Origin of the sequence: Candidatus Lariskella endosymbiont of Epinotia ramella (genome assembly GCF_964019805.1) — a bacterium.
GTDB lineage: Bacteria > Pseudomonadota > Alphaproteobacteria > Rickettsiales > Midichloriaceae > Lariskella.
The window spans coordinates 255,914-278,105 of the sequence record NZ_OZ026472.1 but is presented as its reverse complement, the minus strand read 5'-3'; the positions used below and the strand labels follow the sequence as shown (position 1 = coordinate 278,105).

At 34.3% G+C, this 22,192-nt stretch carries 24 protein-coding genes; 13 read left to right on the top strand and 11 right to left on the bottom strand.

The features are described from left to right. Positions 1-20: 20 nt before the first annotated feature. A complete protein-coding gene (locus AACL20_RS01190; RefSeq protein WP_339051785.1) occupies positions 21-1,235 on the top strand; it encodes an IS256 family transposase in 1,215 nt (404 codons plus the stop codon). Positions 1,236-1,487: 252 nt separating this feature from the next. Here the strand turns inward: AACL20_RS01190 and AACL20_RS01185 are convergent, their stop codons facing one another. The 3 genes from AACL20_RS01185 to AACL20_RS01175 form a co-directional block, all read right to left on the bottom strand. Then, positions 1,488-2,969, bottom strand: a complete 1,482-nt coding sequence (locus AACL20_RS01185) for a UDP-N-acetylmuramoyl-L-alanyl-D-glutamate--2,6-diaminopimelate ligase (RefSeq protein WP_339052322.1) — start codon at positions 2,967-2,969, stop codon at positions 1,488-1,490. A gap of 258 nt (positions 2,970-3,227) precedes the next feature. Then, positions 3,228-3,953, bottom strand: coding sequence for an ABC transporter substrate-binding protein (locus AACL20_RS01180; protein WP_339052321.1), 726 nt, complete (start codon positions 3,951-3,953; stop codon positions 3,228-3,230). After that, positions 3,943-4,740, bottom strand: coding sequence for a VacJ family lipoprotein (locus AACL20_RS01175; protein ID WP_339052320.1), 798 nt, complete (start codon positions 4,738-4,740; stop codon positions 3,943-3,945). The genes AACL20_RS01180 and AACL20_RS01175 overlap by 11 nt, the downstream gene beginning before the upstream one ends. Before the next feature lie 954 nt (positions 4,741-5,694). On the opposite strand from AACL20_RS01175, the gene AACL20_RS01170 reads away from it, so the two are divergent. The 3 genes from AACL20_RS01170 (at position 5,695) to AACL20_RS01160 (ending at position 7,821) form a co-directional block, all read left to right on the top strand. After that, positions 5,695-6,561, top strand: a complete 867-nt coding sequence (locus tag AACL20_RS01170; protein ID WP_339052319.1) for an RNA polymerase factor sigma-32 — start codon at positions 5,695-5,697, stop codon at positions 6,559-6,561. 679 nt (positions 6,562-7,240) lie between these two features. Continuing rightward, on the top strand, positions 7,241-7,684 hold the full coding sequence (locus tag AACL20_RS01165; RefSeq protein WP_339052233.1) for a hypothetical protein: 444 nt from the start codon (positions 7,241-7,243) through the stop codon (positions 7,682-7,684). Next, positions 7,588-7,821 (top strand): IS1 family transposase, encoded by a 234-nt coding sequence (locus AACL20_RS01160; RefSeq protein ID WP_339052649.1) that lies wholly within the window; start codon positions 7,588-7,590, stop codon positions 7,819-7,821. Before AACL20_RS01165 ends, AACL20_RS01160 begins: the two co-directional genes overlap by 97 nt. A gap of 134 nt (positions 7,822-7,955) precedes the next feature. Here the strand turns inward: AACL20_RS01160 and AACL20_RS01155 are convergent, their stop codons facing one another. Next, positions 7,956-8,309, bottom strand: coding sequence for a hypothetical protein (locus tag AACL20_RS01155; protein WP_339052318.1), 354 nt, complete (start codon positions 8,307-8,309; stop codon positions 7,956-7,958). A gap of 454 nt (positions 8,310-8,763) precedes the next feature. Between AACL20_RS01155 and AACL20_RS01150 the strand changes: the two genes are divergently transcribed. Then, entirely contained in the window at positions 8,764-9,273 is a 510-nt protein-coding gene (locus AACL20_RS01150) for a hypothetical protein (RefSeq protein WP_339052317.1), read from the top strand. Between the two features lie 137 nt (positions 9,274-9,410). Here the strand turns inward: AACL20_RS01150 and AACL20_RS01145 are convergent, their stop codons facing one another. From AACL20_RS01145 to yajC, 4 genes are all read right to left on the bottom strand, one after another. Further along, positions 9,411-10,205, bottom strand: coding sequence for an NAD kinase (locus AACL20_RS01145; RefSeq protein WP_339052316.1), 795 nt, complete (start codon positions 10,203-10,205; stop codon positions 9,411-9,413). Position 10,206: 1 nt separating this feature from the next. Then, complete coding sequence (locus AACL20_RS01140; protein WP_339052651.1) at positions 10,207-10,647, bottom strand: nucleoside deaminase; 441 nt, start codon at positions 10,645-10,647, stop codon at positions 10,207-10,209. A gap of 331 nt (positions 10,648-10,978) precedes the next feature. Continuing rightward, entirely contained in the window at positions 10,979-11,326 is a 348-nt protein-coding gene (locus AACL20_RS01135) for a ferredoxin family 2Fe-2S iron-sulfur cluster binding protein (protein WP_339052315.1), read from the bottom strand. A gap of 19 nt (positions 11,327-11,345) precedes the next feature. Beyond that, complete coding sequence (gene yajC / locus AACL20_RS01130; RefSeq protein ID WP_339052650.1) at positions 11,346-11,615, bottom strand: preprotein translocase subunit YajC; 270 nt, start codon at positions 11,613-11,615, stop codon at positions 11,346-11,348. Between the two features lie 16 nt (positions 11,616-11,631). Here yajC and AACL20_RS01125 point away from each other — a divergent pair, with 16 nt between their 5' ends. The 4 genes from AACL20_RS01125 (at position 11,632) to AACL20_RS01110 (ending at position 16,209) form a co-directional block, all read left to right on the top strand. Continuing rightward, positions 11,632-11,784 carry a hypothetical protein gene (locus tag AACL20_RS01125; RefSeq protein WP_339052704.1) on the top strand — a complete coding sequence of 51 codons (153 nt, stop codon included), beginning with the start codon at positions 11,632-11,634 and terminating at the stop codon, positions 11,782-11,784. 670 nt (positions 11,785-12,454) lie between these two features. Continuing rightward, a complete protein-coding gene (locus AACL20_RS01120; protein WP_339052314.1) occupies positions 12,455-14,503 on the top strand; it encodes a hypothetical protein in 2,049 nt (682 codons plus the stop codon). Between the two features lie 604 nt (positions 14,504-15,107). Further along, positions 15,108-15,359, top strand: coding sequence for a hypothetical protein (locus AACL20_RS01115; protein WP_339052313.1), 252 nt, complete (start codon positions 15,108-15,110; stop codon positions 15,357-15,359). Between the two features lie 29 nt (positions 15,360-15,388). Beyond that, a protein-coding gene (locus AACL20_RS01110; RefSeq protein WP_339051669.1) for an IS5 family transposase occupies positions 15,389-16,209 on the top strand; the annotation gives its coding sequence in 2 pieces (ribosomal slippage) (positions 15,389-15,776 and positions 15,776-16,209; 822 coding nt in all). A 405-nt stretch (positions 16,210-16,614) separates the two neighbouring features. Here the strand turns inward: AACL20_RS01110 and AACL20_RS01105 are convergent. Further along, the gene (locus tag AACL20_RS01105; RefSeq protein ID WP_339052276.1) at positions 16,615-16,755 is read right to left on the bottom strand and encodes a hypothetical protein; all 141 of its coding nucleotides are present in this window, start codon (positions 16,753-16,755) and stop codon (positions 16,615-16,617) included. Between AACL20_RS01105 and AACL20_RS01100 the strand changes: the two genes are divergently transcribed. From AACL20_RS01100 to AACL20_RS01090, 3 genes are all read left to right on the top strand, one after another. Next, positions 16,754-17,574 (top strand): IS5 family transposase gene (locus AACL20_RS01100; protein ID WP_339051669.1). Its coding sequence is split into 2 segments (ribosomal slippage): positions 16,754-17,141 and positions 17,141-17,574, totalling 822 coding nucleotides; the frame shifts between segments, so codons are not numbered across the junction. The two genes, AACL20_RS01105 and AACL20_RS01100, sit on opposite strands and share 2 nt — an antisense overlap. Before the next feature lie 7 nt (positions 17,575-17,581). Next, positions 17,582-17,974 carry a hypothetical protein gene (locus AACL20_RS01095; protein ID WP_339052312.1) on the top strand — a complete coding sequence of 131 codons (393 nt, stop codon included), beginning with the start codon at positions 17,582-17,584 and terminating at the stop codon, positions 17,972-17,974. A gap of 478 nt (positions 17,975-18,452) precedes the next feature. Next, positions 18,453-18,893 carry a ribose-phosphate pyrophosphokinase-like domain-containing protein gene (locus AACL20_RS01090; protein ID WP_339052311.1) on the top strand — a complete coding sequence of 147 codons (441 nt, stop codon included), beginning with the start codon at positions 18,453-18,455 and terminating at the stop codon, positions 18,891-18,893. Here the strand turns inward: AACL20_RS01090 and AACL20_RS01085 are convergent. Beyond that, positions 18,856-19,676 (bottom strand): IS5 family transposase gene (locus AACL20_RS01085; protein WP_339051669.1). Its coding sequence is split into 2 segments (ribosomal slippage): positions 18,856-19,289 and positions 19,289-19,676, totalling 822 coding nucleotides; the frame shifts between segments, so codons are not numbered across the junction. The two genes, AACL20_RS01090 and AACL20_RS01085, sit on opposite strands and share 38 nt — an antisense overlap. Positions 19,677-19,718: 42 nt before the next feature. After that, positions 19,719-19,883, bottom strand: coding sequence for an rRNA adenine N-6-methyltransferase family protein (locus AACL20_RS06855; protein WP_410519925.1), 165 nt, complete (start codon positions 19,881-19,883; stop codon positions 19,719-19,721). A gap of 1,011 nt (positions 19,884-20,894) precedes the next feature. Between AACL20_RS06855 and AACL20_RS01075 the strand changes: the two genes are divergently transcribed. After that, positions 20,895-22,082 (top strand): hypothetical protein, encoded by a 1,188-nt coding sequence (locus tag AACL20_RS01075; protein WP_339052309.1) that lies wholly within the window; start codon positions 20,895-20,897, stop codon positions 22,080-22,082. Positions 22,083-22,192: the final 110 nt, after the last annotated feature.

Sequence of the window (22,192 nt, the reverse complement as noted above, 5' to 3'; positions counted from 1 at the left end):
AAAGAATATAGGTAATTAGAATGAAGACAGAAAAGAATAAGAAAATAAATGAAGCGATAGATTTACTGATAGAAGGAGGAGCGGATTTAAAGACAGTACTGAAGCAGGATGGATTGATTAAGGAATTAACGAAGAGTATTTTGGAGAGAGCCTTGCAGGCAGAAATGTCTGAACACTTAGGTTATAACAAATATGATAGGTCTGAAACTGAGAATTGCAGGAATGGTCATTATAATAAGAATTTGATTACTGAGAATGGCAGTATCGAGTTAAATATTCCGCGAGATAGAGAAGGTAAATTTGCACCTGTAATTGTCTCCAAGAATCAAACAAGAATAGATGGTTTAGATCAAAAGATAATATCTCTGTATGCCAAGGGGATGAGTTTGTCTGATATCAAGATCCAATTACAAGAATTATATGGAGCAGAAGTTAGTGAGAGTTTAATTAGTAGGGTTACAGATGATGTAATTGATGAGGTTAGAATTTGGCAGAGTAGACCTCTTGAACCATTATATCCTATAGTATATTTTGATTGTTTAATAGTTAAGGTAAGGCAAGATAAACAGATAATTAATAAATCAGTATATGTTGCGCTGGGTATAGATTTACAGGGCCGGAAAGATATTTTAGGATTATGGATAAGTGAGAATGAAGGATCTAAATTCTGGCTTAGTAATTTTACTGAATTGAAGAATCGAGGATTAAAAGATATATTAATTGCCTGTAGTGATAACCTGACTGGTATGTCTGAAGCTATATGCGCAAGTTATCCCAAAACTGAGCATCAGCTTTGTATAGTACATCAAATTAGAAATAGCCTGAAGTATGTATCATATAAAGACAGAAAATTATTGGCATCAGATTTAAAGCTTATTTATAGCTCTGCTACTGAAGATGAAGCGCATCTTGCCCTAGAATCTTTTGATAAGAAATGGAGTAAACGATATCCACATATAGCAAAATCCTGGTATAATAATTGGGAGAATCTTGTAATATTTCTGCAATATCCAGAGAGTATCCGTAAGATAATTTACACTACAAATGCTATAGAATCGCTGAATAGTCAGTTGAGAAAAGTTACAAGAAATAAGCGTGTTTTCCCAAATGATGATTCGGTATTCAAGGTTTTATACCTAACGATTGATTATATTACCAAAAAATGGACCATGCCTATCTCTAACTGGAATGAAGCTATGGCTCATTTTATAATCAAATTTGATGGGAGATTTTAATGGCTCTAAAAAATTTACACAATCAATGAGAAAGACCCGCAAGGTTTGATACAGATCACTTAGCTTCATCAATAGAAGCTCAAGGAATATACTCTTGGAATAATATTCCAATAGTCGAAATTAGAGTGTAATTTATTGCAATGGCAGATAAACTTAAGGATATGCTCTACGCATTTGCAACAATGCCGCACCGCATCTTGGGTTAATTTTTGCATATTTAACGTCTCCGCAGAAATTTATTTGCGTAGCAAATCAATTTTTGGCGGATAGACTATTTAATATGTATTCTAAATTTCTTAGAATATCCTTTGCGGTTTCTGCATCGCTAAATTTGTATTTTTGATCCCCTATGATTTGATACTCTTCATGGCCTTTTCCAGCTATTAACAGCACGTCTTCATCTTGCATCATTTTTATGGCTTCAGTAATTGCGTCTTTTCTATTGCTTATCTCTATAACTTTACGCTTATCACTAATTCCTGCAATTATATCTGCACGAATTTTTGCAGCATCTTCATTTCTAGGATTATCATCTGTCACTATAACAGAGTCCGCTATACTCCCAGCAATGCGGCCCATAATTATACGTTTTGATTTGTCTCTGTTTCCGCCGCAGCCAAATAATACGTGCAGTTTATTTAAGCAACCTTTGCGCAGTGCAAGTAGCACAGTATGCAGCCCATCTGGTGTATGAGCATAATCAACGTATATAGTTTTTCCATTTGCATTTGAAATTACTTCTAGTCTGCCAGGAGCAGCTTTGATTTTTTCAGTAGATGCTAAGATATCATCTATATAAAATCCTGCAGATATTGCAAGTCCAACCGCACACATTATGTTGTATATCTGAAATTCATGTTGTATCTGCAGCATTATTTTATAGCGCTTACCAAATACATCTAGCAGCACATGACCGTTATCATGACCAACAAATCTTATGTCATTTGCGTTTTTACCATACTGTAATACATTAATTTTTCTAAGTGAGCAGCAACTGTATAATTTATTAAATACATCTATGTCAGCATTCAGAACTGCACTTGCATTAACATCAATAACTTCATGAAATAAGCGTAATTTTGCAGCAAAGTAAGAATCTAGAGAATCATGGTAATCCAGATGATCCTGAGAAAAGTTTGTAAATCCAGCCGCTTTAAAATTGATTTCATCTATTCTATTTTGATCAAGGCCATGACTAGAAGCTTCGATAGCAAGATGTGTGACGTTGTTTTGTGCGAGCTTATCTAAAAAATATCTCAAGCTTATGTGATCTGGTGTAGTTAAAGTCTGCGAAGCGGCTAATATTTCACTGTTTGCAGTGAAATCGACAGTCTTGTCAGATACCTCAACACCTAATGTTCCTATGGAAGCGCTTTTCATATTGAGTAGTGCGCAGATTTGCATGTAAAAACTAGCAACAGATGTCTTGCCATTCGTCCCCGTGACAGCGACTGTAAATTCTGGCTGCTTAGGATAAAATAAAGCAGCGAGTTCTCTCATGCAAAGGAGCGGATCTGCTACGGTATAGTAACGAATATTGGGAAGTTTATCAACTTTGAGTTTGTCGCTTAAAACAATTGCAATTGCTCCATTTTGTGCTGCATTTAATATATACTCATTTACTAATTTTTGATCGCTGGAGCTTGTAACATATATATCTCCAGGGCGCACTAGCCTTGAATCATTTTTGAGCGTCCTTACTCCTGAAGTTTCTATAAAGTTTATACTAGACATAACAACCAAATGGCTTAATTATTCATTAACTAAGGCAAGCTCAAATTTCAAGCAAGCAACAAGCATCAACTAAATATATACTTGTCATACTTTTCAAAATTGGCGCCTTCAGAAGGCGAGCGATGTATTAGTATTAACACTTATACAATTTTCTTAGCTCTTTTTGAATTCCAACTTCATATGCATGTGTATATAATTGCATTAAGCACCAAACCTTCATTGCATTAGAGATATGTGTATGGCTAAGTCTTTAGTTGATCAAGAATTGATAGCATTCCTCAGATTCTCTATAAGTATAGGAACTCCGCTACGAGTGATGACAGAGTTGAAATCTTCGCGTTGAGTCGCAAGCAGGCTGACATTATCTGCTATTATATCTATAATTTTGATACTGTTTTTTGAATACATCTTTAGCCTATAGAGAATATTTATCGGAGCAGCATCGGAGTTTTTCTGTGCAATTGTCACTGAAACCATGTATTGTCCATCATAGTTTGATGTATTCACCTCACTGATAGATCCAAATTCAAAGCGCTGACCATTGTACTCATTAAAATGTTTCACATAAGAATGAGCCAAGTAATGCTTATAGGCCTCAATATAGCTCTGCTGCTGTGTCTGACTCATACTACGCCAATGTCTTGCTACGACAAACTTTGCCATCCACTCATAATCTGCGATTGAATAAAAAATTTCTGTTAGTTGTTGGGACTTTGCATTAGGAGCGATTTTAGAATTTAAAACTGCTGCAACTTTATTTGCGACATCCTTAACAAAATCTCCAACGATTTTTACTCCATCCTCTCTATCTTTTGCTGCAATCTGGTTGTTATCAGATGCTTTACTTCCTTTGTTGTGTTGATTTGCAAGCCGTGTATCATTTCCAGCAACTGTAACAGAAGCATGAGTTAAAAATACAACGAATACAAATGAGAATATTATTATTAAGAAAAGTTGAAAACGTATTTGTATGTTATTTTTCATCGGCCATATCTCTAAAATATTGCTGCGCATAAAAGCTTCGCATAAAAGCATATTCATCCAGGGCAATCCCAGCAATCTTATCATCATACCTCAGTAAGTACTCGCGTTTCACAACGCCGTCAACAATTATTTTAACTATGATAAACTCAATATTATAGCTAATAGCGATATCTAGAGGATCTACTACGAAATCTAAAACAGTACATATACTATCTCTCACTGTGGATGGGCCAAATATTGGAAGCATTATATATGCTCCAGAGGGAAAGCCATATTTTGCAAATGTATCTCTTGAGGTCTTTCGCTTTTGCCCCAGCCCATGCATCTTTGCAACATCAAACAGTCCCAAAACTCCAAATATTGTATTTGCTGTAAACCTAGAAAAGGATTGCATTGCTTTTTTTGGTTCCAAAGTTAGAAGATTATGCAGGCAATATAGCGGTTCTTGTAAGTTAATTAGAAATGAGGAAATTCTATTTCTTACAAATTGCGGGAATATTCTTCTATAACCTAGTGCTGCTGGTTTTATAAATACTCTATCCATAAATTTGTTGAATGCGAAAATTTTTCTATTAAATTTTTCGTATGGATCATGTATTGTAGATGCTTTTTCGGATTGAAAAGTGTGATCATGATCTGGCATTTCTACTATAATCTGAGCACTGCTCCAGTCTTCAGATTCTATATTTTCGTCACTTCCTATTGCGATATTGTTGGCTAAAAACAACACAATTAGTATTAGTATATAATTTATTGTTGCTAGTTTCAGTAGGTTGTAGGGCGACATAAAAACGTCTTTAATGACAAACATTATAATTCTCAAAATACCTTATCATGCTAATGCTGTATTTCATTGGCTATATTATTCAAAAATAGCGCTTCAACTGCGATTTTGCGAAATAATTTTTACTGTATAGCGTTTTAGCTGTTTTAACCTAATATATTAGATTTGCATTTTATATTAATATTATATACTCGTCATACTCCAAAAGTTAGTACTTTTAAAATGTTCATTATTTAACGTGAGTTGCTAATTATAAAATAATAATTCGTCTAAATACGTATGAAAATTGAGTAAAGAGTGATATTACTAAAGTTTTCAAAATACATAATATAATTATTTTTGTAGAGTCAATATGTTATAGCAACTACTAAAATGATAAAATAGCATATGTACATCTTCTTCGCATAACACTACTCGTAAAGTCATTGTGTAAGCTTTGCTGGCACAGTTTTCCATATTACGACGTTGTTAACTTCCTTGCAAATATGTCAAAGCATTTTGATGTCAAAGCATTTGATGTAAAAATTAACTTGTACTCTAACAAATCATGCTCAAAATCCTCACACAAGTATTTATTGAGCACAGTGCCATATATAAATGTTCATAGAGTATCTTGGTATTAATACATGATAAAAATTTATTCTTATTTTACAAAATGAACAAAGCATCAAGGGTTACCATCATAGATAGATGATGTATCATTTTATGTGATTTTATAACTAGCCCGGTGTTATATGTATATAAACTGAGAGTTTTTTGCAACATCTATTCATTTCATATATGCAATTTATACATTTTTATATATGGATGTGTTAAAATTATGACCTTCTTAGTAAAGAAATTACAACTATATTATTAACTCAATATAATTTATCGCATCCTTAATCTTGCAAATCATCAAATCTTATTGTATAATAATTTCGCGCTTCAACTGATCAAAAATATAAAGGAGGGCTTATGGCTGCAAAAGCTTTTTTACCTACTATAGTACAGGAGAGTGGTGTTGCTGCGTACCTTAAAGAGATTCAGAAGATCCCAATGTTGAGTGCAGAGGAAGAGTATTCTCTTGCGGTGCGTTGTAGAGATCATGCAGACTTAGGAGCTGCACACAAGCTTGTTACATCACATTTAAAACTTGTAGCAAAAATTGCTATGAGATTTCGTCATTATGGCATCCCGCTGATAGATATAATTGCAGAGGGGAATATAGGCCTCATGCATGCAGTAAAGAAATTTGATCCTGATATGGGTCATAGACTATCTACTTACGCGATGTGGTGGATAAAGGCTGCAATACAGGATTATATACTCAAGTCGTGGTCCTTGGTTAAGGTTGGGACGTCTGTCATACAAAAAAAGCTATTCTTTAACCTGAAGAAAGCACGAGATAGGATAGGATTAGTTAGCGGCAGGAAGGATGAAGTGGCTACCAATGCTGAGGTTTCAGAAGAACTCGGCATTGAAAAGAAATATGTAGATGCTGCAGTTTTTAATGCAGGTTGTGTTTCATTGCATGGTCATGCGTATGGTGACGAAGATGATGCAGAAATTATTGATACGCTTCCAGCTTCTGAGGAAACACAAGAAAATATGATCATCGAAAAGTACGATACGCAAAGTAGGATGAAACTGCTTAGTGCTGCTTTAGATTCTCTAAATGAGCGTGAGAGAGATATAATAACGGAAAGGCGTTTGAGAGAAAAGCCAAGTACTCTAGATGCGCTAAGCGTACGCTATAATGTGTCAAGAGAGCGTATTCGGCAGATTGAGGAGCGTACTTTGCAAAAGATAAGAGATTTTATGAGAGTAAGCTGGAATAGCTAGGATTACAAGAATGTAATAATTTGTGTTACATGAGGTTTTATAGTCTGTCCGCCAAAAATTGATCTGCTTGCGCAAATAAATTATTGCGGAGAAGTTAAATGTACAAAAATTAGCTTTTAGATCTGCTCTGCTCTAATTTTCGGATATATTAATTGACCTTATGCTGCATGCTACTTTCACAAAAACCTTACGGATTTGTATTATATGCCAGCAGAAGAAGTGAAAATTAATAATACTCAAAGTAGAATATTTTAGGAAAGATTATCTGATAGTTTGAATCCACAACATAAGTTATATAAATTAAGATCAGCAGTTGATTGGTGTTGTCTTTTAGGAGCGAATTTTTGGTACAGTTTCTGCGAAACGATATGGTAGCGCGAATTGCCAATTAAAATTGAGCCTCCTAAGGTGCTAATTACCAGTAATACGGATCCATAGATCTTTCATAAAATCATCGACAAAACAGTACGTTTATGCAAAAACCTCTTTCATATGTTGTTTTTGTTTATTTGCAAAACACTCAAGTCACATATAGTGCGCTAAAAATCTACCATACAGTAATCAATTAATTGGCAACTCGCATTAAATTGAATACCATTATCGGTTAGAACTTTGAGAGTTTTCACAATTAGATAGAGATATGATATGATCACTGTTTTAAGAACTAAATGGTGGTTTTATGGTTTGTTGTAAGGGATGTGGTTCCGATAGCTTTATAAAAAACGGCATTGTGAGGGGTGTACAGCGTTATAAGTGCAGATCATGCCTTCTAAATTTTGTTGAGGGCGATCTGCGCAAAAAGCCTCAAACAGCCGTTAAGAAAGCACTATGTGTTATGCTATATAGCCTTGGCAAGGCCTCTTTTTCTATGTTAGGCAGGATATTAGGACACTCACCGTCCATAATTTATCGCTGGTTAGTAGAGGCGATGAACAAGACTCAGGAGCCAATCATCTCTTCGGATATTATGGAGATGGAATTTGACGAGATGTGGCATTTTATTGGTTCAAAAAAAACAAGCTTTGGATCATCAAGGCGGTTGATCGTAGCACAAGGAGAACTGTTGCATGGGTTACAGGCAATCGTGATACTGCAACATTCCAAAAGCTCTACGACAAAGTGAGTCATCTGAAAGAATGTCATTTTTATACGGATGATTGGAATGCTTTTTCTAAAGTTTTACCAAAAAAGCGTCATACGATTGGCAAGTCTGGCACAGTATCTATCGAGAGAGATAATAGTAACACGCGACATCATTGACACGGCGTACTAAGATCGTTTCAAAGAAGGAGTCAATGGTCTACGGATCCATCAAGCTTTGGTGCGCTCTTACAACACCACAAATATTTACACAATATCAAGAACAAACCTTATCTATCTTTATGTGAAAACTCTCAAAAATCGGAGCATTTAAAACAAATGGTTTGAATTAAGGGTGCAGTATAAATATCAATGTGAAAATATCCAATAGGGTATTGTTTAAACTTCTTTTTATCAGAACCCGCTGCAACTTGCTTTTTAGGTAAAACAGAGCAGCCATGACGCTGCTTGGCATCTATGGCAAGCTTTGATCTTGTCAAGTTAGGAATGGGTTCCTGAGGGCTGTATAATACGTCATCTAAAGGTAATTGTGTAATTTTTCTGAAGGCGACTATTGATCCTGCCTCAGCTTCAGAGAGTACTGTGGATTTAATCTTTTTCGGTCCCATTGGAAGATCTTTTGTATCTTCTCTTTTTCTCCATTTCACAACGATTTTTGGGTTAACATTAAATCTCTTTGCTGTTTTTATTATGCTCTCTTTACAATTACGTATTTCTTTATGGATTACCTCCGTTGTTCTGGCATTAGCGTGCAGTATTTGTCACATAAACTTTCCATCCATGAATCTGTATTTTTATATATACCATAATTCTCAGGGACTAAACAGCTACCTCACTTGAATCGAGTTTGAAGAAGTCTATTAGAATCATTTAGCTTTTTCTATATTAATAGGCAAACATACATCTTGCCGCAACAATCGAGAATGAAATTATATAAATGACACGCTTTATTCATATTTTTTCATTGCCGATGAGAAAATCCACTTTATAATACTTAAAGCGAATGCTTTTTATGCGCAGCTCTATTGTTGCGCAGCTAATCGCGCATATATCTGTAAAAATAAACTTTCATCTATATTTACTCTTTGTATATACAATTTTATGGGGAAAATGCGCATCTTTAACGACATGCAATTAGCATTAAAGCTAAAAAATGATGAAATTACAGAATCAACTATGTGGAAGTACTTCATAGCAAGTATAGCTTTCTCTCCTATATTTGATTTTTTTACTGGAATTCTCTTATGTTTTTTATCTAGACATATAACTTTACAGGATTATGTAATTGGTGGAAATTTTGCTCAATTAATGATTAATCCAATATCTATTGCGATCCATATATTTGCTATATATCTAATACGTAATACAAATCTTGGTTTTGCAAAATCTGTACAATACTACGCATGTCTATCTCTTCCAGCTGCAATACGCATGGCTTTGATATACATTTGCCTACTTCTTTTTACTGATTTAATGGATTCATCTATACGAGATTCAAATGGAGAGATCAATGAAGTAGTCTATTCTGTATGGATGTTTTGTTTTGAAGTATTTCCTGTATTCTACTTTTATAGAAGGATTTTAATCTGTTTTAGGCTGATCTCGGCTTAAAGCAGTCTATTAAAATGATAAATAGTATATCAGTCAAAAATTTATTTACGTAGCAAATCGATTTTTGACGGAAAGACTAAATTAATAACCCTTTATTTACTTGCGGTATATAATGTACATATCTTATGATCAAAATATCATATACAAGCAAACTGCTCTTTGATTACTTTTTCTTCAAATCTTTCATCTTGATCAAATAATAGTGTCATATTGATATCGGAGCGCTCAAAAATTCTCACCTTTACAACATCTCTAATCTCTTCTGAATCAGCTGATGCACTAACAGGTCTTTTTTGCGGCTCAACAATTTCTAAATCTATTATATTTTTCTTTAATAACAACGCACCATGCCATTTCCTTGGCCGAAATGGGCTGATCGGCGTAAGAGCCAATAAATTTCCGTTTAAAGGAATAATAGGACCGTTAACAGCCAAATTATACGCAGTACTTCCTGCAGGTGTTGCAACCAACAAGCCGTCACTAACCAAGGAATCTAACCTAACTTGACCGTTTATTTTAATGATAATCTTTGCAGTTTGACTAGTTTGTCTAAGTAGAGATACTTCATTGATAGCAAGCGCACTTCGTTTCTCACCAGCTAATGTTATTGTATCCATCTGCAATGGAAATAAATTAATCGGAGCCGCATTTCCAATCCTTTCCAACAATCCTTCAGCACTATAGCGATTTAGCAGAAAACCAACAGATCCTCGATTCATTCCGAAGACTGGTATATTAGTATTCATCACTCTGTGCAGCGCACGCAACATTACTCCGTCTCCTCCTATAGTAATTGCAACGTCACAAGCTTTTGAGTCTTCCTTCCACATATCAATTAAATCATATCTGGAAGCAAGCTCTTTATATGCAGTCATTGCGAGCTCAGAGGCGCTATCAAAAAAGCAGCCTATTTTATACTTTTTTTTTATCATGCTAATTTTTTAGTGTACGGTGTTTTAAAAAAAAATCCTTTAATATAGCAGCTGATTCCTCTTTATAAAAACCTCCATACACCTCAGGAATATGATGCGCAGAAGTGGAGTGAAATATCCTAGGGCCGCTATCGACACCACCGCTTTTGCTGTCATAACTGCCGAAGAAAAGTTTTTTGATTCTTGATAGTGAAATCCCATGTGCGCACATTGGACATGGCTCAAGAGTAGTATATAAATCGCATTCAGCAAGATAAAATGATGATAAAAAAGATGATGCCTTTCTAATTGCTAAAATTTCAGCATGCGCCGTTGGATCATTCCTAATTATAACTTCGTTATGTGAAGCAGAGATTATATCATGGTTTAACACAACCACTGCGCCAACTGGCACTTCTCCAAGCGATGCAGCAATTTTTGCATACTTTATCGCTTCCTCCATATAATGATTTTTAAAGTACTGCATAACGGGCCATAAGTATGCATATAACGGTTGCTGATTTTTAGCAACAGAACAAAAAACACATGTTATCTAATAGACTTCTTCAAACTTGTTACAGTTGAGATAGGTGCAAGTAGCACACGGAGCGCTATGAGAGCGATGTATGTGAAATACACAAGCGTCTTGTGAGCCTCAAGGTATGCAAGCAAAGCTTAAACAAGCGTTTGAAGAAGCAGTCTAATATAGAATTAATTATCTTATAACACTAATTCATTTAGTGTATCTAGTGTGCAGTATATAACTAAATAATAATTTTTATAAATATGTATTATTAATTTTTAAACATTATATTACGTGTTGCTCCAGGAAGCCGTACTTCAAGACCATCCAATGAGTTATCTACTATAATCTGACACCCAAGTCTTGATGTTTTTGTCAAGCCAAATGCAAGATCTAGCATATCTTCTTCTTCATCTTTTGCTTGTTCGAGTTTGTCAAACCATTCTGGAGAAATTATCACGTGACATGTAGAGCATGCAAGAGAGCCTTCACAAGCCCCTTCAATGTCAATGGCATATTTATGCGCAACTTCAAGTAAGGAAAGTCCTACAGGAGCTTCTACAGTTTTTTTATTACCGTCTCTTTCAATGAAGTGAATCTTAGGCACAGCAACCTCCATACTCTTGCATTATTTGTTACTACTTGGCTGGGCTTGTAACTTCAGTATTCAAAACTTCAAGTACAGCATCGCGCCTTACTTTTATTTTGACATTCTCAGCAATTTCCACATTCAATGTTTCGGAAGTATCATCAATTTTTGCAATGCTACCGAATATACCACTAGACAATATAACTTTCTCACCTTTTTTTAGTTCACGCAGCATCTCTTGATGTCGTTTCATCTTTTTTTGTTGTGGTCTAATTAACAAGAAGTAAAAAACTACCATGATGAGCAGAAGTGGTAGCATACTTTTTAAAAAGTCTATGGAAGTAGAAGGTGCAGTAGAAACTGCTTCGCTGGCAAAAGCAACTGAGGAAAATAATCCAGATAACATAATTGAAAGACCAATAATTAATAATTATCAAACAATAGAAATGTCTAATTGCAGTTTATTATGTAAAAGTAATACATCTTAGATTTGCACGCTCATGTCTAACTCATGACAAAAGAAGTTATATGTCTCTCAAATTTTTCTCTAGAGTAAGTTGAGGTCTAAATCTTTAAAATGATGCAAAACATTCATGATTCATGTGCAATGCATGAAGGTAACTCACATAAAATGCTGGTATTGTCTCTGTGGTAGTGTCAAAAACAAAAAATGTCACATGTTGCAATCACATGTTGACGAACTTTTTATTTTCCGATGGTCGATCTGTCATGTAGAGATTTCTGACTTTGCAAAATATTGAAAAATACAATTATTTCAAAATACCATTCAACGTAACAACGCAAGCCTTGAACACAGGAAGAGCAACTACAATCCAATTAAGTACACAACGCCATAAGATTCAATACTGAAGGGAATTATATAGCATGTGTAGAAAAAGGCAAGCTATAAGCTCTGCAATCAGATTTTGAGAGTGCGGCACAATAATATTGCGAAAATATTAAATTTATATTGACCTTGTATTAAGATGCATGTTCTCATATATGCTATCAAATTAATAGCGTCAATATTTGCTGCGAATCGCGCCTTTACAACTAATAGTTGCGATTTTAGCGAATAAAAGTAATAGAAAACAACAAATCTGCGGTTATTTTATGGGGCTGTGGTCAACTAAGCTAGCTGAATGTTGCATATATAACATGCTAGAGAGTATTGCAAATTATAGCCATGTTAAAAACGGTGTAATGGAAAAGTGTTATGCAAAACTATTTGATATTCTAAATGATACCGAATTATTTGCTAAAATATTGCATCTTAAAGAGATTGAAGACGTAAATATAGTAAATCAATGGAAAGAATATATCACATGTTTTGCTAACCTTCAAATTGAAGAATTAGAGTCTTATTATTATACAATGCAGTATGGGATAACTCGTGGCTTTATTAACACTAGCTATTCAAGCGCAGAGATTGCTTTATTGTTTAAATTCTTTCAAGCACTAAATCAAAGTAAGCGCGCACTTGAGGATGGTAGTATCGTACCGAAAGATACTATAGAGTTCTTTAATACTATTTTTGCAGGTCTTTTCCTTTCTACATTACAAGAAGAGATATTAACACCAAACTTGCAAGTATTAAGGTGCTTTGATTGTGTAGCAGTAAAAAGTATATACATTGGTATTTTAGAAACACTAGCAGTGATAATGCGTAGCAAAGATGCTTCATACGAGGTGCTTAATCACTACTTTTCCAAGTTAGTTTTTGATACTCAAAGAATAGAAAAGCTCTTGAAGCAAAGAACGCTAAATCATCATAGTAATAGATATAACAAAGCTGAACTAGATCTATTAAGCATTATATCTAAGATAGTAGAGCGTTACTTGGTGCTTAGTAGAAATGCCACAAAACAGGAAGAGCTGTCCTTTATCGTTAGTGCTATTGAGAAAGTATATGACAAGCGATTTGAAATAACAAGCATTGTGCTTCCAATGGAAGAAGAGCACGCATATCAAGATAGCATGGATTATATAACACATAATTTAGAAGTGATGCTAGAGGTTATGCATGGCTTTGCAGCTCATTTAAATACTAAAGCTATAAACAAGCAAATTTTAGATCTTTTACTTAAAGTGCGAGAAATCACTATCTCTAAAGAAATTAGCACTTCTATGCAAGAAAAAATACTCTACATAATTGAATCTTATAAAGAGCTTTTTTGTCAGAGAATTGCAAATCAAGTTTTGCTAGATCATCATTCGGATCTTAATATAAACCGAGTGAGAGTTGATTTGAACAGAGGTATAGAATTCACACTTCAGCTGTCGCTTGAGGAGTATATTAGATCTATAACACGTTTGAATAAATTCGTTATCACATGCCCACATAATCTACATAATGAACTAAATGTTGATGCAATTCTTAAGGTATTGCAAACACAGCTTGAAAAAAGACTAGCAAACAACGCAGAGCTGAGCGTATTAGAAATATGCGATGCGATTCTTTATCTTTGTGAATTTAGCGATGAAATGACAGAGAAGGAAAGGATATATTATAATATACCGCAATTCCTTGGTGATTTGATATTAAAATGCACAGAAGCGTTGAATATCATGAATAATTTGGGACATATACTTTATCTTTTTTGTACTCTGAAACGTTTAGATAGAGCTATATCGAGTGAAGAACGTCTAATTAACAAATTAAGAACTCTATACAATAATATTGCTTATAAGAAGAAATCCAAGGTAAACAATCTAGATGGTTCTATTATTGCTTTAAATGAAGCTATATTTTATTTAGACAGATTATTGTTTTCAATTCATGCAGAATACCTAGATGACTTGAAGCAACTTCTTGCAATGCTAAAGCAAAAACATAGCGAGTTAGTTGTACAATGTTCTACGTCAGCAAGCGATATATTTGCGTCACTAGAACGATGCTCTCCACACGAAATAGGATTTACATTACAAAGATGCGCTAGTGCAGCTGTAGCAAATGAAGGTTTGCAGCCAACTTACTTTGATGAAGAAATGCTAATAACTACACTGCCTCCAATGCTAATAAATAAAATAGTTATAGCAGAAAGTTTAATTGGAGAATTTGCATTGCCAGAGTGCAAGGATTTCATAATCTTATTAGAAAGATTGACTAAAAGATGCAATTTTATAGCTTACAACATAAAAAGTGTTCCTGTAGATATGCAAGAGCTTCCAATAGTGCGACTCATCAAAGAAATGTCAACGTCATAGCTAATTTAACATGCAATATCTTCAACAATTCCTTTGTGAGTATATACCGCAAGGTAAATGCAGAGTTGGCATTTTGGATTTTGATACGAAGCCATGGCGCTGCCTTAAGTAAGTGCACTAAGCGAAGATTTTAAGGGCATGATTTTTTGAAAGTACAAATTAATCGCTGAATTCAATATTATAGACATTTGCAAGGAAATTAACGAAGTAATACTTGAAAATCAGGCAAAAAGGTCTGCGCAAGTGGCTTGACCTATAGTGCTTAAATACGAAGTGATACTTCCAAAAGAGCTAGAAAGAATGGTGTGCAGTGTAACATAAGGAGCATTCTAAAAGCCCAATTTTGAAAAGTATGACAATTGTACAAATTATCTGGGTACTTTGTCAGCGCAGCATAGTCAGTTTTTTATTTGCAGTAATAACAATAGAGCGCTTGCAGAAGTTATTTCTAAGGAGCAAGTGGTAGGGGCTTGAGACGCGCAAAGGAGGTGTGTATTCTAATATACATAACCTACCCTTTAGCATTGATGCGACTCAAACCATGCATCCTCAGAAATTGAGTTATGCAAGGGGTGCAATCTAATTATTTGTATCCATTATTCATATGTTCAAAGTAATTTGTGATGTAAAGCTATTACCATCTAACAGTTGGCACGATGATTTTCCAAACCATAACATTGCACATGCAGCACTAAAATACAGAAGAATTATAGGGTACAATAATTGTACGGCATGTGATATTGGCAGCTTAAAACTCACGAGCGCATCGGATGTTCCAAGACATTCTGAGATGCTAACGCTTATAAAACGATGGAGCATTAATATATTAGACCTCTTGCATAACCATATAAATTGATTAAAATCCTTGATTTTATCAAGGATAACATGAAGTTTGAAAACATCAAAGATGAATACGCAGAAGAGTTTCGCAGGCTTACTGGCATTAAACGAGGAACGTTTGAAGTTATACTAAGTATATTAAAAGAAGCTGAAGCTATTTTAAAGTCTCAAGGTGGAAAACCCAATAAATTGGCTTTAGAAGATCGATTACTCATGACGCTTGAGTACTTGCGTGAATACAGGACATATTTTCATATTTCCCGCAGTTATGGAATAAGTGAAAGTGCCTGTTATCGTAATATACGTTGGATTGAAGATACTCTAATTAAAGATAAACGATTTTCACTACCTGGACGTAAAGCATTACTAAAAAGCGATTCTGAATACGAACTTGTGTTAATTGATGCTACTGAAACACCGATAGAACGACCTAAAAAAAACAGAAGCACTTTTATTCGGGAAAAAAGAGGCGACATACTCTAAAAACTCAGCTTATTGTGGATAAAAGGAAAAAAGAAATCATTTGCACTAATTTTTCTAATGGCAAGCGTCATGATTTCAGGTTATTTAAAGAATCCGGAGTTCACATCCACCCTGAGATTAAAGTTCTTACAGATACTGGTTATCAAGGCATTGATAAGTTGCATTATAATTCAGAGTTACCAAAGAAAAAGACAAAAAAGCGACCACTAAGCAGGAAAGATAAAAAGAAAAATCGTCAATTGTCTAGTGAACGTGTTTTAAATGAAAACGTCATAGGCATGATCAAACGATTTAAAATTATCGCTGATCGTTATAGGAACAGAAGAAAACGATTCGGTTTAAGGTTTAATTTACTTGCTGGTATCTATAACTTTGAGCTTTAAATAGGTTATGCAAGAGGTCTATTAAATCCAGCCAACATAAATTACCATTCTACATATCACGATATATTAGAAGAAGCTGCAAATCACTCATTCGATGTAAGTAACTTGCGATTTATTGGGATATTTGAGAAAGACATAATTGTAGATCAACGAGTTGGTGAAACTGTTTTTACGCAAATATATGAAGCCATAATAGATGTAAATTCACCGAAATCTATGTATGAGGTATACAACACGAGCTCAAGTCCAAGAGCTCATATGGCTTATACAACAGGATATGAAACATATCATCAAAAGACTCACTTCATCAGCGCAGATGCAAGAAAAGATATTGTTTTCGCTGATACAATATTTCAAACAACGGAGGATGGAAGAAAATATGTGTATACAAGTATTATAGCGTACTTATTGCGTGGACAAGATGCTTTGAATTGCAAAATGCTGAATTTTAAACGAAAAATATATGATATGGACTTGTACATGCATTAGACCTCTTGCATAACCATATAAATTGATTAAAATCCTTGATTTTATCAAGGATAACATGAAGTTTGAAAACATCAAAGATGAATACGCAGAAGAGTTTCGCAGGCTTACTGGCATTAAACGAGGAACGTTTGAAGTTATACTAAGTATATTAAAAGAAGCTGAAGCTATTTTAAAGTCTCAAGGTGGAAAACCCAATAAATTGGCTTTAGAAGATCGATTACTCATGACGCTTGAGTACTTGCGTGAATACAGGACATATTTTCATATTTCCCGCAGTTATGGAATAAGTGAAAGTGCCTGTTATCGTAATATACGTTGGATTGAAGATACTCTAATTAAAGATAAACGATTTTCACTACCTGGACGTAAAGCATTACTAAAAAGCGATTCTGAATACGAACTTGTGTTAATTGATGCTACTGAAACACCGATAGAACGACCTAAAAAAAACAGAAGCACTTTTATTCGGGAAAAAAGAGGCGACATACTCTAAAAACTCAGCTTATTGTGGATAAAAGGAAAAAAGAAATCATTTGCACTAATTTTTCTAATGGCAAGCGTCATGATTTCAGGTTATTTAAAGAATCCGGAGTTCACATCCACCCTGAGATTAAAGTTCTTACAGATACTGGTTATCAAGGCATTGATAAGTTGCATTATAATTCAGAGTTACCAAAGAAAAAGACAAAAAAGCGACCACTAAGCAGGAAAGATAAAAAGAAAAATCGTCAATTGTCTAGTGAACGTGTTTTAAATGAAAACGTCATAGGCATGATCAAACGATTTAAAATTATCGCTGATCGTTATAGGAACAGAAGAAAACGATTCGGTTTAAGGTTTAATTTACTTGCTGGTATCTATAACTTTGAGCTTTAAATAGGTTATGCAAGAGGTCTATTTTTTTAAGAAAGATGCAGTAGAAAAGCTGAAAATAGAAATTGCTCTTTTTAGAGCAGATTACAGTCTATGTGATATTACAGGAAAAGGAGATTACATTCCTCTAAATTATGCACCCAAAGCACTTGCAAAGTCTACATTAGATCAGTGCAGAGCAATAGGAGGAAAGCAAATTTCTGCAAAAACTACTATAGAAATGATATGCAAGATATTCAACTCAGAGCATACTTTAGGTGCTTATATAAGCGATGCATTTAAAATGACATGTGCAAACTATCACTCATTTATCCACTTTGATACAATGGGAGAAATTATTGGACTGAAGATGTCGCATCACGATATACTAAAACAATATGCAATTGAGCACTATGAGTTTTAGTATGTTTTAATATTAGAAGCAGAAACAAGCGCATTCATTTTATAGATAAAAAGTTATCTATACTCGTCATACTTTTCAAATTGGTATCGTCAAAATGCTCCTTATGTATTTTATGGTCTTAATTCTTTCTAGCTTTTCTCGAAGTTTAATTTCATATGTACGTAAGCTAAATATCAACTCTGCATTTACCTGCGGTATATATGTTGAATAATAGACTTCTTCTTCAAACTTGTTCCGACGGCCAATTGCTTTGTCGCATCCTTTGCCTTCATTTGGATGCTCATGTACTCCTTGTACACTGCATTTTCTCGCGCTTTCATATGCTACTTGCACTTGCTTCACTGGCATCTTCTTTTAAGAAGAGGTCTAATAAATAAAATACACATAAATACGATAAAAAATTTTTGCTGTTAGTCTATTTGATGATCAGCGAGTAACCTTTAAATATCGAAACACTTTAAGCAAACTAGCTAAATATATGATACAACAAGAAACAGTAGTAGTAGCTGGAAGCAATAGTAAGGCTTTTGCATATACACTGAGCGACCACTTAGGATTTAAATATATAGAAGCAGAATTAACGAAGTTTGCAGATGGAGAATTGAAAGTAAGAATTTCCGAGCAACTGAATTGCGAAACAGTTATTATAGTACAGTCCACAAATAGTTCGGCATCAGAAAACGTAATGGAGCTACTTTTGATAGCGGATGCTGTTAGACAATCTAACAATATAAAGAATGTAATCGCCCTAATTCCCTATTTTGGTTATAGCAGACAAGATAAACAACTAGTTACACAAGAAGCGGTTGCTATGAGAGTGCTTGGAAAAATAATTGCTGCAGCAGGAATAGATCATATATTAGACCTCTTGCATAACCTATTTAAAGCTCAAAGTTATAGATACCAGCAAGTAAATTAAACCTTAAACCGAATCGTTTTCTTCTGTTCCTATAACGATCAGCGATAATTTTAAATCGTTTGATCATGCCTATGACGTTTTCATTTAAAACACGTTCACTAGACAATTGACGATTTTTCTTTTTATCTTTCCTGCTTAGTGGTCGCTTTTTTGTCTTTTTCTTTGGTAACTCTGAATTATAATGCAACTTATCAATGCCTTGATAACCAGTATCTGTAAGAACTTTAATCTCAGGGTGGATGTGAACTCCGGATTCTTTAAATAACCTGAAATCATGACGCTTGCCATTAGAAAAATTAGTGCAAATGATTTCTTTTTTCCTTTTATCCACAATAAGCTGAGTTTTTAGAGTATGTCGCCTCTTTTTTCCCGAATAAAAGTGCTTCTGTTTTTTTTAGGTCGTTCTATCGGTGTTTCAGTAGCATCAATTAACACAAGTTCGTATTCAGAATCGCTTTTTAGTAATGCTTTACGTCCAGGTAGTGAAAATCGTTTATCTTTAATTAGAGTATCTTCAATCCAACGTATATTACGATAACAGGCACTTTCACTTATTCCATAACTGCGGGAAATATGAAAATATGTCCTGTATTCACGCAAGTACTCAAGCGTCATGAGTAATCGATCTTCTAAAGCCAATTTATTGGGTTTTCCACCTTGAGACTTTAAAATAGCTTCAGCTTCTTTTAATATACTTAGTATAACTTCAAACGTTCCTCGTTTAATGCCAGTAAGCCTGCGAAACTCTTCTGCGTATTCATCTTTGATGTTTTCAAACTTCATGTTATCCTTGATAAAATCAAGGATTTTAATCAATTTATATGGTTATGCAAGAGGTCTATTATCCGCAGCAAGAAATAACATATGCTCATTACTCTCAATTGCAGTAACACTTTTAACAATCTTTGCAAGCAGGGCGATCGAATAGCCTGAACCAAATCCTACATCTAAAACTGTCGCATTATCCTTCAAATTACAGCAAGACAACATCTTTGCAAGTAAAAGCGGCGAAAGAAGCTTGCGCGCCCGACGCAAGCTGGAATATTTTCATCTACATATGCAACAGGACGCCACTTTTCTTCTACAAAAATATGTCTAGGTATGCTCTCCATAGCATCTAATATGCGACTATCATATATTTGATTTGGAATCAGCTGGTTTCTCACCATATTTGTACGCTCCAAATAGAATGCGTCTTTTGCAACTTTCATATCTCTCCAAATTCCAAGTAACTCTGCCAATTATTTCACATTAGCTCTCAGTATAATAAATACACAACTGCACATCAATCTAATTGAGAAATTTATTTTTCTAAATAAAGACGAATATCACACATAAAAATATACAAGAAAACAAAAATTTATACACAACTATAGCTATAATTTGACAACAAAACATTTATAAACATTTTTGATAAACCATAAATTAAGATTGTTTTATTTGCTTTACACTACCAAATATGCAGTATAGAATCCCTAAAATTTGCTACATCAAAGCAAACAAGCATAATCGAAAGTAAAAGAGACAATATAAAAACATAGATTAACCAAATTCAACTAAAAGGAGAATGACGCAGATTATTAATAATATCTAACAATCTGCCAGTTTCTATTATTTATGAATGTTAGGATATTTACTAATACCAACCTCTCCAAATAACATCATATATTTGCTACGTATTTTTTGAAAAATTTAAGATGAGATTTAAGTGAGCTATACTAGAAGTACAGCGGCAAAGAGCGTGCTTAAATTTTAAAGAAAAGACGAAGCTAAAGTGTTCTGTAATTTATGAGAGTCGGTATAAGCTATGTCTCATGTATATAGCAGGTAGAGGTTACTATCCAATCATTTTTGATAGATCACTTTTTCCATGATGAAAATGATACTGAGATTATATTTTATGTATCATCTGCAAATGAAGGATAAATAATTCTTTCAGGTAAAAAGGTCGATCTGCCAAATTTTATTAAGCTGTATTTATTATTTTATTTATCAAAAGACATGTCACAAACTAATACAAAAGCAAAAACAAATACGTGGAACGATTACATCGATGCAATGCCATTAATTGGAAAATTCACGCAGAACTACAGGTATGAACCTAAAGAGATGTTCTTCAAGCATATTTCAGAAGAATTTCCTAATACAAAAGAAATATTTGGTTTTGCCCCACTTAAGTTTTTTGTCAAAGGCTTTATTCAGTTTATTGGCTCAACTCTAAGAATAAACTTAGAACAACTCAATAGTGACTCTACATACTTCGGTAGCTTTGTTGGAGACTTCACCAAAGTAGCTCAGGCCTCGTATGCTTACTATAGTGGCTGGGATTATGGCACACAAAAATACGAATGGTATAGACCTGCAGGAGATGCAATCAAAGGAGTATGTAAACTCTCTCTTCTTGCATCCGGCTTGGGTAATTTGCACGCAATAAGAAACTCAGCATGCGACCTAACAGGGCAAGCGTTCGTTGATATCATGACACAAGTACATCCTCAAGTAAAAGCTATACAGCAAGATGGAGAAAGTTATATAAAAGTCCTTGCTGATGTTATGTGGGAAAACGGATTTACTAAAATATACGACTCCATCAATTGGAGTGCAAATATTAACAAAGTAACGATTGGCAGAGTACTTGCAGCAAAAGCCGCTGTTTATGTGACAGGTAATATCATTGATATTACAAAAACAACCACGAATTATATAGGCTCCATTAGCACTACTGCAGATGCAGCGTTCAATCTTTTGACTGCAAAATTTGGCGGCCTCAGTTTTATGCCTAGTATAGCAGATTTTCCAAAAGAATACTTAACCAGTGCGATCATGATGTCTATAAGCAGAGTGAGTGCTTATACACCAAAGAAATTAGTGAATATGGAGGATGCAAACATATGCAAAGCACCAAGGATAATAGATATATATAGAGATAAAGAATATGCTGAGCATAAAAGACTATATTATAAAACCTACGACGAATATGCAAAATTTATGAATCATACCAGTCATACAGAGCAAAACCAATCTGCAATAGAAGAAGACGTGATTTTAATATATGACGCACCATTTAATTCTTATATGGAACCTTTTAACAATGCTGCGCGTAGCACATATAATTATTGGTCATCACAATTTGAACTATTTGCTCATGTATTGGATGATACACTAGATACCATTCTCTCATATGTATAGCTAAAGCACTATAAAGCAAGCATGACAAACAAGTATTTGGAATAAATTTTTATTTGCTTGAAGGCAGTAACATAACTGCTGTTTTATGGAAGAAGCTGACTTAAAATTTA

Bases quoted from the DNA above. Each gene is read 5' to 3' on its own strand.
- AACL20_RS01190 (WP_339051785.1), top strand. From the start codon at position 21: ATGAAGACAGAAAAGAATAAGAAAATAAATGAAGCGATAGATTTACTG.
- AACL20_RS01185 (WP_339052322.1), bottom strand. From the start codon at position 2,969: ATGTCTAGTATAAACTTTATAGAAACTTCAGGAGTAAGGACGCTCAAA.
- AACL20_RS01180 (WP_339052321.1), bottom strand. From the start codon at position 3,953: ATGAAAAATAACATACAAATACGTTTTCAACTTTTCTTAATAATAATA.
- AACL20_RS01175 (WP_339052320.1), bottom strand. From the start codon at position 4,740: ATGTCGCCCTACAACCTACTGAAACTAGCAACAATAAATTATATACTA.
- AACL20_RS01170 (WP_339052319.1), top strand. From the start codon at position 5,695: ATGGCTGCAAAAGCTTTTTTACCTACTATAGTACAGGAGAGTGGTGTT.
- AACL20_RS01165 (WP_339052233.1), top strand. From the start codon at position 7,241: ATGGTTTGTTGTAAGGGATGTGGTTCCGATAGCTTTATAAAAAACGGC.
- AACL20_RS01150 (WP_339052317.1), top strand. From the start codon at position 8,764: ATGGGGAAAATGCGCATCTTTAACGACATGCAATTAGCATTAAAGCTA.
- AACL20_RS01145 (WP_339052316.1), bottom strand. From the start codon at position 10,205: ATGATAAAAAAAAAGTATAAAATAGGCTGCTTTTTTGATAGCGCCTCT.
- AACL20_RS01140 (WP_339052651.1), bottom strand. From the start codon at position 10,647: ATGGAGGAAGCGATAAAGTATGCAAAAATTGCTGCATCGCTTGGAGAA.
- AACL20_RS01135 (WP_339052315.1), bottom strand. From the start codon at position 11,326: ATGGAGGTTGCTGTGCCTAAGATTCACTTCATTGAAAGAGACGGTAAT.
- yajC (WP_339052650.1), bottom strand. From the start codon at position 11,615: ATGCTACCACTTCTGCTCATCATGGTAGTTTTTTACTTCTTGTTAATT.
- AACL20_RS01125 (WP_339052704.1), top strand. From the start codon at position 11,632: ATGGAAGTAGAAGGTGCAGTAGAAACTGCTTCGCTGGCAAAAGCAACT.
- AACL20_RS01120 (WP_339052314.1), top strand. From the start codon at position 12,455: ATGCTAGAGAGTATTGCAAATTATAGCCATGTTAAAAACGGTGTAATG.
- AACL20_RS01115 (WP_339052313.1), top strand. From the start codon at position 15,108: ATGTTCAAAGTAATTTGTGATGTAAAGCTATTACCATCTAACAGTTGG.
- AACL20_RS01105 (WP_339052276.1), bottom strand. From the start codon at position 16,755: ATGTTATCCTTGATAAAATCAAGGATTTTAATCAATTTATATGGTTAT.
- AACL20_RS01095 (WP_339052312.1), top strand. From the start codon at position 17,582: ATGCAAGAGGTCTATTTTTTTAAGAAAGATGCAGTAGAAAAGCTGAAA.
- AACL20_RS01090 (WP_339052311.1), top strand. From the start codon at position 18,453: ATGATACAACAAGAAACAGTAGTAGTAGCTGGAAGCAATAGTAAGGCT.
- AACL20_RS06855 (WP_410519925.1), bottom strand. From the start codon at position 19,883: ATGTTGTCTTGCTGTAATTTGAAGGATAATGCGACAGTTTTAGATGTA.
- AACL20_RS01075 (WP_339052309.1), top strand. From the start codon at position 20,895: ATGTCACAAACTAATACAAAAGCAAAAACAAATACGTGGAACGATTAC.